This is a genomic window from Streptomyces clavuligerus (assembly GCF_005519465.1).
Taxonomy (GTDB): domain Bacteria; phylum Actinomycetota; class Actinomycetes; order Streptomycetales; family Streptomycetaceae; genus Streptomyces; species Streptomyces clavuligerus.
Map to the genome: position 1 here is coordinate 4,065,032 of NZ_CP027858.1, position 12,963 is coordinate 4,077,994.

Here is a 12,963-nt window from a genome sequence, read left to right on the forward strand (position 1 = left end):
GGCGGCCACCCGGACGACGTCGGGGACGGGGGCCCGGACCCGGACGGCGACGGGCGCGGGGGCGCGGACCCGGACGGGAACGGGGACGGGAACGAGAGCGCTGACGGGGGCGCGGATGCGGACGGCGACGGGGACGGGCGCGCGCCGGGGCCCGTGGCGGACCTGGCGCCGATCCCGGCGCGCGGCGCCGGACTGCTGGTCCTCGCCGGAACCCCGATCGGCGACCCCGCCGACGCCCCGCCCCGGCTCGCCGTCGAACTGGCCCACGCGGACGTGGTCGCCGCCGAGGACACCCGCAGGCTGCGCCGGCTGACCCAGACGCTCGGCGTCCGCCCGTCGGGGCGCGTGGTCTCGTACCACGAGGTCAACGAGTCGGCCCGGACCCCGCAGCTCGTCGAGGCGCTGACGGCGGGGGACCGGGTGCTGCTGGTCACTGACGCCGGGATGCCCTCCGTCTCCGACCCCGGCTACCGGCTGGTGGCGGCGGCCGTGGAGCGCGGCATCCGGGTCACGGCCGTCCCCGGCCCCTCCGCCGTGCTCACGGCGCTCGCCCTCTCCGGGCTCCCCGTCGACCGCTTCTGCTTCGAGGGCTTCCCGCCGCGCAAGCAGGGCGAGCTGCTGGCCCGGCTGCGGGAGAACGCCGCCGAGCGCCGCACCCTCGTCTACTTCGAGTCCCGGCACCGGCTGGCGGCCACACTCGCGGCGATGGCCGAGGTCTTCGGCGCCGGGCGCCGGGCCGCCGTCTGCCGGGAGCTGACCAAGACCTACGAGGAGGTCAAGCGGGGCGGCCTCGGCGAGCTGGCGGCCTGGGCGGCGGACGGCGAGGTGCGCGGCGAGATCACGATCGTGGTCGAGGGCGCGCCCGCGCCCCGGCCCGAGGACCTCGGCCCGGAAGAGCTGGCCGCCCTGGTCCGGACGCGCGAGGAGGCGGGCGAGCGCCGCAAGGAGGCCATCGCCGCCGTGGCCGCCGAGACGGGGGTGCCCAAGCGGGTGGTGTTCGACGCCGTCGTGGCGGCGAAGAAGGCGGCGGGCCCCGCCTGACGGCTCCCCGTCCGGTCCGCCCCGCCTGCCCCGCCTGACGGCTCCCCGCCCGTCCGCCCGGCCTGCCTGCCCCGCCCCGCGCCCCGGCCCCGGGTGCCCCTGTCCGAGGGGTCCCGTTCGCTTGACAGGACCCCGGAAACGGTAAAGGACTACCGTGGAAGGCAAAGCACAGACCGGCTCCGGGGCGGATTCGGAACGGGAAGGCCAGGGAAGGCCAAAGAGCGCTTCAACATTCGGCAGTCATTGATGCGCTCCCGCCGGAATGGGCGTCCACTGGATCAGGTGGAGAGGAGCTGGCATGACTGAGATCGCAGGCGCCGCCAAGGTCCATGAGGCATACGCCTTCGCCTGTATGCGGTGTGGTTACGGCTGGGAACAGGCTTATGAAATAGAGCACCACATCGACGCCGCCGGACACGAGTACGTCGTGTACAAGGCGAACGGCGCCCGGGTGCCGTCCCCGCTGTCGAGTCCCACCTGCATGAGCTGCGGTGGCCATGTTGTCCGGATCATGCGCTCCGGACAGGTCTCCTCCGTGCTGGACCTGATGGCGCGGGGCTCGGGCGGCTCCCGCGCACCCCGTTCCGTCCGGGAGACGGGCCCCGCGCCCATCGCCGGGCCGATCGGCGCCGAGGCGCTGACCGAGCCCCTGCCCCCGCAGTCCCCGCCCGACCCGCAGTCCCCGCCCCAGGCCCAGGCACGGGAGGAGCGGGCCTCCAAGCCCCAGCGCCACTGGCGCTTCTTGGACCTGCTGCCCGGCCGCCGCCGCTGAGCGGCGCCGCCCGAGCAGCCCCGAGGGCCGGGCCCCGCCGTCGTCGGGCCCTCCGTCCGGGTCCCGGAGGCTCGCCCCTCGCCCCCGGGGCCCGGCGCGCGGGCCTCGTAGGATCGCGGTCATGACCTCGAAGTCCACCCCGCCGCCGCTGCCCGAACCGCTCCGTGTCGCCGTCGCCGACTCCCACACCCACCTGGACATGCAGGAGGGCACCGTGGAGGAGGCGCTCGCCCGGGCGGCGGCTGTGGGGGTGACCACCGTGGTGCAGGTGGGCTGCGACCTCAAGGGCTCCCACTGGGCCGCGCGGACGGCCGCCGAGCACGAGGGCGTGCACGCGGCGGTGGCGCTGCACCCGAACGAGGCGCCCCGGATCGTGCTGGGCGACCCGGACGGCTGGTCGCGCCGGGGCGAGCGGCCGTCCGGGGGCCCCGGCGCGCTGGACGAGGCGCTGGCGGAGATCGACGCGCTGGCGGCCCTGCCGCAGGTCCGCGCGGTCGGCGAGACGGGCCTGGACCACTTCCGCACCGGTCCCGAGGGCATCGCCGCGCAGGAACACTCGTTCCGCGCGCATATCGAGATCGCGAAACGCCGGGGCAAGGCACTCGTCATCCACGACCGGGACGCCCACGCGGACGTCCTGCGCATTCTCGCGGAGGAAGGCGCGCCGGAGCGCACGGTCTTCCACTGTTTTTCCGGCGACGCGGAAATGGCGGCGGTGTGCGCGGGCGCGGGGTACTACATGTCGTTCGCCGGGAATGTGACCTTCAAGAATGCCCAGCCGTTGCGGGACGCTCTCGCCGTCGCCCCGAAGGAACTCGTTCTGGTGGAAACGGACGCCCCTTTTCTCACCCCGGCTCCGTACCGGGGGCGGCCCAACGCGCCCTATCTGATTCCGGTGACCCTGCGGGCGATGGCGGCGGTGAAGGGGCTCGACGAGGACACCCTCGCGGCGGCGGTCGCGGCCAATACGGCCGAGGCGTTCGACTACTGACCGGACCACTGATCCGGCCACTGACCGGACCGCTGATCCGGTGGCGGGTCCGGTGACCGGTCCGGTGGCGGGTGCGGCCGTGCTCCGGTCGTGCTCCGGCGCCCCCGGGCCCGGCCCGAAGGCCGCTGGAGCCTACCGTTCGCAACGCCGAGTAGTCGAACCACTTGGGAGAGTGACCGCCGCTCAGGTAGCGTCACGGGGTCCGGCAGCGCTTCCGAGGGCACCGGACCCCGGACCTACGGAGCGTGGTCGTGAGCGATCTGAGCCAGGTGGGCAGCGGTGGGCAGGGCGGGTACGGCGCCGGGGAGCACCTGCTCGACCGGGACCACCCCGGTCGCTCCGACGGTCAGGGCCGTCCGCTCCGGGGACACCCCTTCGTCCGGGCCTTCCCGGTCGGCGACCCGCGCCCCGGGGGCGTGCCCGTGCCGCCGCAGCAGACCGCTCCGCCCGCGTACACCCCCGGCCACGGCTACGGGCATCCGCAGGCGTACGGGTACGGGCGCCCCCAGGGCTACGGCCACGGCCACCCGCAGGCGTACGGCTGGGGGTACGGCCCCACCGTTCCGCAGCCCGCGTACACGCCGCAGGAGCCGTACACCCCACAGCCCGCGTACACCCCGCAGCCCTCGTACGCGCCGCAAACCCCGTACGCGCCGCAGTCGCCGTACCACCCGCCCCAGGCACCTCCGCCCGCGCCGGTGCCCCACCCGCCCCCGCGTGACCGCCACGAGCCGGACGAGCTGAGCGAGGCGACCGGTGCGGGCGCGGCGGACGAACTGATCCTCGGCACCTTCCGTCCGCTGCGGGAGCCCGACCCGCCGCCCCGCCGACGGCAGCCCGCCCACCGGGCGCCCTCGGGCCGCCGCCGCGCCCCGTCCACCACCAGGGCGCCCGACGCCGGGCTGCGCAGGCTCGTCCCGCAGGCCCTGGTGATCGCCGTCCTCGCCGGGGGCACCGCCGCCTTCGTCGCGGGCGACAAGGCCGTCCGGCTCACCGTCGACGGCCGTACCCGCACCCTGCACACGTTCGCCGACGACGTGGGGGAGCTGCTGGCCGACGCGGGCGTCGGCACCGGGGCGCACGATCGGGTGTCCCCCGCCACCACCGCCGAGCTGACCAGCGGAGACGCCGTCGAGGTGCGCTATGGTCGGCCCCTCTCGCTCACCCTGGACGGCCGCCGCCGCACCCTGTGGACGACCGCCCGCACCGTCGGGGACGCCCTGCGTCTGCTCGCCGTCCCCACGGCGGGCGCCCGGCTCTCCGCCCCCGGCTCCCGGCCCATCCCCCGCTCCGGCCTCGCGCTGGACGTCCGCACCGAACGGACCGTGACCTTCCGCGCCGACGGCCGCACCCACAGCGTCCGCACCCACGCCCTCACCGTCGGCCAGGCGCTCAGCGAGGCGGGCATCCTCCTGCGCGACGAGGACACCACGTCCGTCCCCCTGGACGCCTTCCCGCGCGACGGGCAGAACGTGAGCGTGCTGCGGATCAGCGGAGCCCGCGAGGTCCGTGAGGAGTCCATCCCCTACGAGGTGGTCAGGGTCGCCGACCCCGGGCTGGCGGCGGGGACGGAGACCGTCGCCCAGCAGGGCGTCCCCGGGGTCCGCCGGGTCACCTACGAGCTGCGCACCGTCGACGGCGTCCGCCGCGAGCCCCGCAGGATCGCGGACGTGGTGGTCCGGCCGCCGGTCACCCACCGGGTCCACGTCGGCACCCGGAACGCGCCCGTGCGGGCGCGGACGGCGGGCACCGGCTCCGGGGGTTCCGGCGGCTCGGACGGGCTCGACTGGCAGGCGCTCGCCCACTGCGAGTCCGGCGGCCGGGCGGGCGCGGTGGACTCCTCCGGCACCCACGGCGGGCTCTACCAGTTCGACCAGGGCACCTGGCACTCGACGGGCGGCAGCGGACGGCCCCAGGACGCCTCCGCCGCCGAGCAGACCTACCGCGCGAAGAGGCTCTACGCGCGGCGGGGCGCCGCGCCCTGGCCGCACTGCGGGCGTCGGCTCTTCCGCTGAGCCGACGCGTGTGCCGTGAGCCGCCGTGTGCCGTGAGCCGCTGTGTGCTTCGAGTCGCCGTGCCCTTCGAGCCGCCGTGTCCTTCCGCCGGGCGCCCGTGGGCTGTGGGCACCCGTAGGCTGTATCGGTGAGCACCACTGAGCCTTCCGAGCCTTCCGGCGACGCGACCGGGACGACCGACGCGACCGGGACGACCGGCACCACCGAGAGCACCGACACCGCCGCGCTGCTCGGCCCCGCCGACATCCGCGAACTGGCGGCGGCGCTGGGTGTGCGCCCCACCAAGCAGCGCGGGCAGAACTTCGTCATCGACGCGAACACCGTCCGCCGGATCGTGCGGACCGCCGAGGTCCGCGCGGACGATGTCGTCGTCGAGGTCGGCCCCGGGCTCGGCTCGCTGACCCTCGCCCTGCTCGAAGCCGCCGACAGCGTCGTCGCCGTCGAGATCGACGACGTGCTCGCGGGCGCGCTGCCTGCCACGATCCTCGCCCGGATGCCGGAGCGCGCGCCCCGCTTCTCGCTCGTCCACTCCGACGCGATGCTCGTACGGGAGCTGCCGGGACCGCCGCCGACCGCGCTCGTCGCGAACCTCCCGTACAACGTCGCCGTGCCCGTGCTGCTCCATATGCTCGACCGCTTCCCGACCATCGAACGCACCCTCGTGATGGTGCAGGCCGAGGTCGCGGACCGGCTGGCCGCCGCGCCCGGCAACAAGGTGTACGGGGTGCCCTCGGTCAAGGCGAACTGGTACGCCGACGTCAAGCGCGCCGGCGCGATCGGGCGCAATGTCTTCTGGCCCGCGCCGAACGTGGACTCCGGCCTGGTGTCGCTGGTCCGGCGGGACCCGCCGCGCACCACCGCCACCAAGGCGCAGGTCTTCGCGGTGGTCGACGCGGCCTTCGCCCAGCGGCGCAAGACGCTGCGGGCGGCGCTCGCGGGCTGGGCGGGATCGCCCGCCGCGGCGGAGGCGGCCCTCGTGGCCGCCGGGATCTCCCCGCAGGCGCGGGGCGAGTCCCTGACGGTGGAGGAGTTCGCACGAATCGCGGAGGCGAAGGCGTGAGCGTGACGGAGAACGGCGTGACGGAGAGCGGCGTACGGGAGGGCGGTGCGGCGGAGGCCGCCGGGGGCGGGGGCGCCGACACGGTCACGGTCCGTGTCCCGGCCAAGGTCAATATCCAGCTCGGGGTGGGCGGCGCCCGCCCGGACGGCTACCACGATCTCGCCAATGTCTTCCTCGCGGTGTCGCTGTACGACCGGGTCACCGCCCGCCCGGCGGACACGCTGACGATCACCTGCGAGGGCCCCGGCGCGGCGCAGGTCCCCCTCGACGGCACCAACCTCGCCGCCCGCGCCGCGAAGCTCCTCGCCGAGCGGCACGGGATCGCCCCGGATGTGCACCTCCACATCGCCAAGGAGATCCCCGTCGCCGGGGGCATGGCGGGCGGCAGCGCGGACGGCGCGGCGGCGCTGCTCGCGTGCGACACGCTGTGGGGCCTCGGCTCCTCGCGGGCCGAGCTGCTGGAGCTGTGCGCGCGGCTCGGCAGCGATGTGCCGTTCAGCCTGGTGGGCGGGGCGGCGCTGGGCGTCGGCCGGGGCGAGCGGCTGACGCCGCTGGAGGTCGGCGGGGAGTTCCACTGGGTGTTCGCCGTCGCGGACGGGGGTCTGTCGACGCCCGCGGTGTACGGGGAGTTCGACCGCCTCAACGAGGGCGTGCGCGTCCCCGCGCCGAAGGCGTCGGAGCCGCTGCTGGCGGCCCTGCGCACGGGCGACGCCCCCGCTCTGGGCGCGGCCCTGTCGAACGACCTCCAGCCCGCGGCCCTCTCCCTCCGCCCCTCCCTCGCGACCACCCTCACCACGGGCCGCGCGGCGGGCGCCCTCGCCGCCCTGGTCTCGGGCTCGGGCCCCACGACGGCCTTCCTGGCGTCTGACGCCGTCTCCGCGGTGGCCATCGCTCGGGCCCTCCTGGCCTCGGGTACATGCGTGGCGACCCACACGGCGACGTCGCCTGCGGCGGGCGCGACGGTCCTTTAGCCTCTGGGGGGAGACCGAGGCCGCAAAAATCAGCCTCGTGGGGGTGCCCCCTCTGGGGGAGGTTGCTCCGCGCACATTCAGCCCCTCCGGCGTTTGAGGCGCGGGGGTTCGGGGGCTGGCCCCCGACGATGGGGCCGCGCGGGGGTCCGTTGGCTTGCGCGTGAGGTTTTCCGTTGGGTGCGGGGTCCGTCCTCAATCTCCCCCAGAGGGGGTACCCCCAACGGGCTTGTTGTGCTCGGGTCACCCGTCAGGTGCGGGATGTGGGGGCCTCCGGGCTCGACTCCTCAGGGCCGGCAGACCGAGGTCCGACGTCCAGGCGCGGGTGATTCTCCGCCGGTCCCTTCCGGGGACGACCCTGCACCCCCCACCACGGGCAGACGGCCCACCCGGGTGCGGGGCTTCCGTCAAACGGGGGAGGCGGAGTATTTCGTCGCTCAACGGCCCATGCGACGCCGGTCGGCGATCGTCGCCCTCGTCAAGAGCGACGGGCACGGGCGGCTTGGGGCCGTCGGCGCGAGGCTTCTTCTTCAGCTTGCAGTCGGGGCGGGGACAGGCACAGGGGCCGAAGTCGAACGGGTTCAGCTCAAGCCTCTGGCTCAGGGGCTGGCGCATCATCGGCTTCCGCGTCGTGGGGTGTGCTGGCCGGTCGCCGCGTCGGCGAGGGCTCTGCGACGGTCCTGCTGCTGGGGAGTGCGCATGCGACCAGGGTCTCGTCACTGTCCGCGCACATGAAGAGACGCCCCGTATCGCCGCCGTGCATGTCTGGGACCGGGACCCGTACGGGGCGTGGTGCCGGTCTGCTCTCAGCAGTCCTGGGTCGTACGAGTCGTACGACCCAGAGGGCTCAGAGGGCGGTACGGGCGGTGGCGGGAAGGAAGCCGCTCACGGGCGGAGGTGCCGTGCCGACCAGTTTGGACACGCGCCTCAGGCGGGCCGTGGAGCCCCGCGTCACCCGTTGCACGATCACCGACGGCAACGCCTGGTGCCGAGCCCACTTCGGATCGGCGAGCAACGCGGTCTCCAGCGTCTCCAGCGACGCGTCCCACATCCGCGCGTCGGCCTGGGCGAGCGCCTTGTCCATCGCGTAGCGGTTCCGCGCGGCCGTCGAAAGGGCCCCCTCGTGCGTGGGCTTGATCTCGCTGATCAGCGCGAGCGCCTTCCCCGTCTCTCCCAGCGCCACGTTGATCCCGACCGCCTGGGTGGTCGCCGACACCGGTCCGAACACGGTGCCGTGGGCCCTGTGCTCCCGGCCCATCCGGGCCCCGGCCGCGTGCGACTGGGAGAGATAGTCCTCCGCCCGGTCCCGGTTGTTCAGCCGGGAGGCGACGACGGCGGCGAAGTTGATGTGCGATCCGTAGGCCACCAACTCCCCCACGGTCGCGGTGGAGAACTTCGGCTCGATGTCCGTCGCCGCGCGCTCGGCGAAGGTGAGGGCGTCGGAGAGCCGCGCGTCCCGTAGGTACACCCAGGCGCGCCCGGACAGGACAAGGGCTTGACGGAGGTCGTCGGCCGCCAGGGAGGCGGCGTGCTGGGCGTGCCCGATCGCCGCGTAGGCGAGATCCCGGCTGCTGGTCAGGTTCGCCACGTACGCGGCGAGCCGGAAGGCGTCGGCGAGGATTCCGTGCATCTCGCCCCGGCCGGCCGCCGACTGCTCGCGAAGCCGGGCTGCGGCCTGCACCAAGAGCGGGCGCGCGAGGGCCGCCGCCTCCATGTAGGCGCCTTGCCAGTAGACGTCCCAGCATGCCGCGGCGGTCTCGTGCAGTTCCGCGACGGAGGGGACGTCGTCGATGGCGTCGGGGAGGATTCCGGCGGCCGTGTCGTGGACGGTCTGGGACAGGTCCCGGAGCGTGGTCCGGTCGGCGCGGTCCATGCTGCGGCGCGGTGCCTGCTGGCCGAGGACGACGGAGGTGTCGACCCCCAGGGCGACCGCGATTTTCATGAGTGTGCGGAGAGTCAGCCGACGTCCCTGTTCAGCCTGTTGGATGGTCGGCAGTGAGAGGCCGGTCATTTCGGCGAGATCGGACTGCCGGATCTCTTTGCCTCGGAGGATCTTGATGCGCTCGCCGTCGCTGTACTCGTTCCATTGCGGCATGCTGGTTTTCCTTCCTGGCGCCCACGAGGAACGGTACGACGGCGAAGGGCCTTTCACAGGGCTGCTGCCCATCGGATTCACTCCTGAGCGGTGAATCCCTCAGCTTTGAGCAACATGGCGCCGTGGCCCGCGTGTTCGTGGACGATGCGGTGCGCTTTCTCGACGGTCAGCGCGGGGTCGTCCACGTCGAGGACCCGCTCGGTGCCCGGCTCCAGGCCGTGCATGCCGTCGCCGGTGTCCAGGACGTACCGGAGCCTCCAGCGGGTCACGGGAGCCATGCGCGTGACGGTGATCGTGGCGGAGGCCGGGTGATGGCCGTCCCTGATCGTCCGGATCACGGACGGCATATGCGGCCCGTCGGTCGCGCCGATCCATGTGCCGACCGGGTCCTCAAGCACTTCGACCCGGCTGTCCGCCGCCGTACCCGGAGCGCTGACGTCGTACCAGATTTTGTGAAAAGGCACGGAGGCAGCGTAGTGGTGACGAGGGCTTGTGGGGATGCCTCGTACGGTTGCGCGGGACCCGTCCCTGCGGGGCTGTAGGAGTCAGACCACCGGGTCCTCAAAGGCAGGGACGACGGCGGGGGTTGCCATACCGTTGTGGTCGAGCGAATGCGGCGTCAGCTCAATACTGCGGATCAGTACGCCCGGCACCTCTGCCACGCGTTCCAACGCCTGAACCATGGCGTCCCGGAGGCTTTCCGCAGGGAAGTAGCAGACGAACTTCGAGTACCCCGGCCCCTCTTCCGGGCCCAGGAATCCGTCGGCGAAGCTGTCGAGCCCGTCGATGGTGTCGGACTGCTCCGGCGTGAAGGGTTCCAGGGTATGCATGACAAAGTGCCAGCTATGCACAGCGGATGTGGTCCTTGATGAATTCATCGATCCTCTTCGCGTGATCACCTGCGTCCCGGGGAGTGCAGAAGACCGGCATCCTTCCGGTACAGCGACAACAGACGACGGCACCCCACCAATGCTTGTCCCCCAGGCGCATGCCACCACGTCCTACGCCTCGGCGACGGGAGAAGACGCCGGACGAGGGACGAACCGCCCGATCGTGCGACATCCCGCGGTGGCCTGGTGCCGACGGCCCGTGGGGCTGCCGCGCATAGGATCACACGGGCCCAGCCCCTGTTCGCGTTATTCACCGCCTGCCGACCACCCCACGGAGCACTGATGACCGCCCACCCCGCGCGCGATCTTTCGGTCACCGACCGCGGTCTTCTCTCGACCAGGGCGTATGGAACGGACCGGCATCTGGCTGCCCGACAGTCGCTCTACCGGTGGCAGTCGCCGCGCCACGACATGCCGGGTCTGGTCGTGAACGAACTGGCCGGTGTGCGGGGCCCGGTCGCGGATGTGGGCTGTGGCAACGGGACGTTCGTGCGGCGGGTGCGCGAGGAGCGGCCCGGTCTGGCCGTGCTGCCGCTGGATGTCTCCCCCGGCATTCTCGCCGGTCTGCCGGGAGCTGTCGTCGCGGATGCTCAGCGGCTCCCCGTCGCCGATGGGACCCTGGGCGCCGTGCTCGCGCTGCACATGCTCTACCACGTGGAGGACCGGGCCCGGGCCGTGCGGGAGCTGGGCCGGGTCCTGGCCCCCGGCGGGGTGGCGGTCGTCTCCACCAACAGCCGGAGCGACAAACGGGAGCTGGAAACCCTCTGGAGCCGGGCGGCCGGTGATGTCCTGGGTGTTCCGGAGGGCCCGGCCCGGGTGCGGCTGTCCGCCCGTTTCACCCTGGAGGACGCTCCGGCGACCCTGGGCGCGGTCTTCGCCGACATCCGTACGATCCCCCTGCCCGGAGTGGTCACGGTGACGGACTCCGCACCGGTCGTCGCCCACCTGGCCTCGTACGAAGCCTGGGCGGACCGGATGGGTGTCCCGTTCCGGGAGACCGTCGAACGGGCCCGGGAACGGGTCGAGGAGACCATCCGGGCGGAGGGGGCGTTCCGCATCACCTGCCTGGGAGGTCTGCTCGTGTGCCGGAGGGGATGACCCGCCCGGTCCGCGAGCGCCCCTCCTCATACGGAGCGTGTGCGGACGGTGACCTCGCCACGCCCCCTGTCCGGGCGCGGGGCCCAGGGGCGGCCTCCCCGGGAGGACGGGTCCAGGGGCGGACTACCCTGGAAGGCCGACCCCGTCCCGCCCCAGCATGGAGAAAAATGGCCGTCAACCTGGTCAATGTCGAGGCCGTCAGCAAGGTGTACGGCACCCGCGCCCTGCTCGACACCGTGTCCCTCGGCGTCTCCGAAGGCGACCGTATCGGTGTCGTCGGACGCAACGGAGACGGCAAGACCACGCTGATCCGCATGCTCGCCAAGCTGGAGGAGCCGGACAGCGGCCGGGTCACCCAGAGCGGCGGGCTGCGCATCGGGGTGCTCACCCAGCATGACTCGCTGGACCCGGAGGCCACCGTCCGGCACGAGGTCATCGGTGATCTCGCGGACCACGAGTGGGCGGGCAACGCCAAGATCCGGGACGTGCTCACCGGGCTCTTCGGCGGGCTCGACCTCCCCGGGTTCCCGCAGGGCCTGGACACCGTCATCGCTCCGCTCTCCGGCGGTGAGCGCCGCCGGGTCGCGCTCGCCAAGCTGCTCATCGCCGAGCAGGACCTCATCGTCCTGGACGAGCCCACCAACCACCTCGACGTCGAGGGCATCGCCTGGCTCGCCCGCCACCTCCAGACCCGCCGCTCCGCCCTGGTCTGCGTCACCCACGACCGCTGGTTCCTCGACCAGGTCTGCACCCGCATGTGGGACGTCCAGCGCGGCTCGGTGTACGAGTACGAGGGCGGCTACAGCGACTATGTCTTCGCCCGCGCCGAGCGCGAGCGCATCGCCGCCACGGAGGAGGCCAAGCGGCAGAACCTGGTCCGCAAGGAGCTGGCCTGGCTGCGCCGGGGCGCGCCCGCCCGGACCTCCAAGCCCCGGTACCGGATCGAGGCGGCCAATGAGCTGATCGCGGACGTGCCGCCGCCCCGGGACACCAGCGAGCTGATGAAGTTCGCCAACGCACGGCTCGGCAGGACGGTCTTCGACCTGGAGGACGTCGGTGTCCAGGCCGGGTCCAAGGTGCTGCTGAAGCATCTGACCTGGCAGCTCGGCCCCGGCGACCGGATCGGCCTGGTCGGCGTCAACGGTGCCGGAAAGACCTCGCTGCTGCGGGCCCTGGCCGAGGCCGCCCGCACCGAGGGCGAGACCCAGCCGTACGCCGGACGGATCGTCGTCGGCAAGACGGTCCGGCTGGCCTACCTCTCGCAGGACGTCACCGAGCTGCCCGGTGCCCTCCGGGTGCTGGAGGCCGTCCAGCAGATCCGGGACCGGGTCGACCTCGGCAAGGGCCGGGAGATGACCGCGGGCCAGCTCTGCGAGCGCTTCGGCTTCAGCAAGGAGAAGCAGTGGACACCCGTCGCCGACCTCTCCGGCGGTGAGCGCCGCCGCCTCCAGCTCCTGCGGCTGCTGATGGACGAGCCGAACGTCCTCTTCCTCGACGAGCCCACCAACGACCTCGACATCGAGACCCTGACCCAGCTGGAGGACCTGCTCGACGGCTGGCCCGGCTCGATGGTCGTGATCTCGCACGACCGGTTCTTCCTGGAGCGCACCACCGACCGGACCTTCGCCCTGCTCGGCGACGCCACCCTGCGGATGCTGCCGCGCGGCATCGACGAGTATCTGGAGCGCCGCCAGAAGATGATCGAGGCCGCGGCCCCGGCGCCCGTCGCGCCCCCGGCCAAGGCCAAGTCCGCCGGAGAGGCCCGGGCCGCGCAGAAGGAGCTGGCCCGTATCGAGCGCAGGCTGGACAAGATCTCCGAGAAGGAGACGGCGCTCCACGACCGCATCGCGGCGAACGCCACCGACTTCGAGAAGGTCGCCCAACTCGACGCCGAGCTGCGGGAACTCGCCGGTGAGCGGGAAGAACTGGAGCTGCACTGGCTGGAGCTTGCCGAGGACGCCTGAGCCGACCGGCCCCCTTCCCGCGTCCGTCCGGGTGATAGAAAGTATCCGGCTTCACCTGACATGAATACG

11 protein-coding genes are annotated in these 12,963 nt (G+C 73.2%); 8 read left to right on the forward strand and 3 right to left on the reverse strand.

Annotated features, from left to right (window positions below; all coding sequences use genetic code 11):
* Nucleotides 1–171: 171 nt before the first annotated feature.
* The 6 genes from rsmI to CRV15_RS17135 all read left to right on the forward strand — a co-directional run bounded on the left by rsmI (nucleotide 172) and on the right by CRV15_RS17135 (nucleotide 6,850).
* Nucleotides 172–1,041, forward strand: a complete 870-nt coding sequence (gene rsmI / locus CRV15_RS17110; protein WP_044972393.1) for a 16S rRNA (cytidine(1402)-2'-O)-methyltransferase — start codon at nucleotides 172–174, stop codon at nucleotides 1,039–1,041.
* 298 nt (nucleotides 1,042–1,339) lie between these two features.
* Nucleotides 1,340–1,813, forward strand: coding sequence for a hypothetical protein (locus tag CRV15_RS17115; RefSeq protein WP_003953774.1), 474 nt, complete (start codon nucleotides 1,340–1,342; stop codon nucleotides 1,811–1,813).
* 121 nt (nucleotides 1,814–1,934) lie between these two features.
* The gene (locus CRV15_RS17120) at nucleotides 1,935–2,804 is read left to right on the forward strand and encodes a TatD family hydrolase (protein WP_003953773.1); all 870 of its coding nucleotides are present in this window, start codon (nucleotides 1,935–1,937) and stop codon (nucleotides 2,802–2,804) included.
* Between the two features lie 251 nt (nucleotides 2,805–3,055).
* A complete protein-coding gene (locus CRV15_RS17125) occupies nucleotides 3,056–4,819 on the forward strand; it encodes a ubiquitin-like domain-containing protein (RefSeq protein ID WP_009996429.1) in 1,764 nt (587 codons plus the stop codon).
* Nucleotides 4,820–5,045: 226 nt separating this feature from the next.
* Nucleotides 5,046–5,879, forward strand: a complete 834-nt coding sequence (gene rsmA, locus CRV15_RS17130; RefSeq protein WP_029182946.1) for a 16S rRNA (adenine(1518)-N(6)/adenine(1519)-N(6))-dimethyltransferase RsmA — start codon at nucleotides 5,046–5,048, stop codon at nucleotides 5,877–5,879.
* Nucleotides 5,876–6,850 carry a 4-(cytidine 5'-diphospho)-2-C-methyl-D-erythritol kinase gene (locus CRV15_RS17135; RefSeq protein ID WP_003960765.1) on the forward strand — a complete coding sequence of 325 codons (975 nt, stop codon included), beginning with the start codon at nucleotides 5,876–5,878 and terminating at the stop codon, nucleotides 6,848–6,850. Before rsmA ends, CRV15_RS17135 begins: the two co-directional genes overlap by 4 nt.
* An 844-nt stretch (nucleotides 6,851–7,694) precedes the next feature.
* Here CRV15_RS17135 and CRV15_RS17145 read toward each other — a convergent pair.
* The 3 genes from CRV15_RS17145 to CRV15_RS17155 all read right to left on the reverse strand — a co-directional run bounded on the left by CRV15_RS17145 (nucleotide 7,695) and on the right by CRV15_RS17155 (nucleotide 9,793).
* Nucleotides 7,695–8,942, reverse strand: a complete 1,248-nt coding sequence (locus CRV15_RS17145) for a helix-turn-helix domain-containing protein (protein WP_003953769.1) — start codon at nucleotides 8,940–8,942, stop codon at nucleotides 7,695–7,697.
* 77 nt (nucleotides 8,943–9,019) lie between these two features.
* The gene (locus tag CRV15_RS17150; RefSeq protein ID WP_003953768.1) at nucleotides 9,020–9,406 is read right to left on the reverse strand and encodes a hypothetical protein; all 387 of its coding nucleotides are present in this window, start codon (nucleotides 9,404–9,406) and stop codon (nucleotides 9,020–9,022) included.
* A gap of 81 nt (nucleotides 9,407–9,487) precedes the next feature.
* Nucleotides 9,488–9,793: a hypothetical protein gene (locus tag CRV15_RS17155; RefSeq protein WP_003960761.1), complete on the reverse strand. Its 306-nt coding sequence runs from the start codon at nucleotides 9,791–9,793 to the stop codon at nucleotides 9,488–9,490.
* 321 nt (nucleotides 9,794–10,114) lie between these two features.
* Between CRV15_RS17155 and CRV15_RS17160 the strand changes: the two genes are divergently transcribed.
* Both CRV15_RS17160 and CRV15_RS17165 read left to right on the forward strand, forming a co-directional pair.
* Nucleotides 10,115–10,930 (forward strand): class I SAM-dependent methyltransferase, encoded by an 816-nt coding sequence (locus tag CRV15_RS17160; protein ID WP_003960760.1) that lies wholly within the window; start codon nucleotides 10,115–10,117, stop codon nucleotides 10,928–10,930.
* Between the two features lie 167 nt (nucleotides 10,931–11,097).
* On the forward strand, nucleotides 11,098–12,894 hold the full coding sequence (locus CRV15_RS17165) for an ABC-F family ATP-binding cassette domain-containing protein (RefSeq protein WP_003953764.1): 1,797 nt from the start codon (nucleotides 11,098–11,100) through the stop codon (nucleotides 12,892–12,894).
* Nucleotides 12,895–12,963 lie beyond the last annotated feature (69 nt).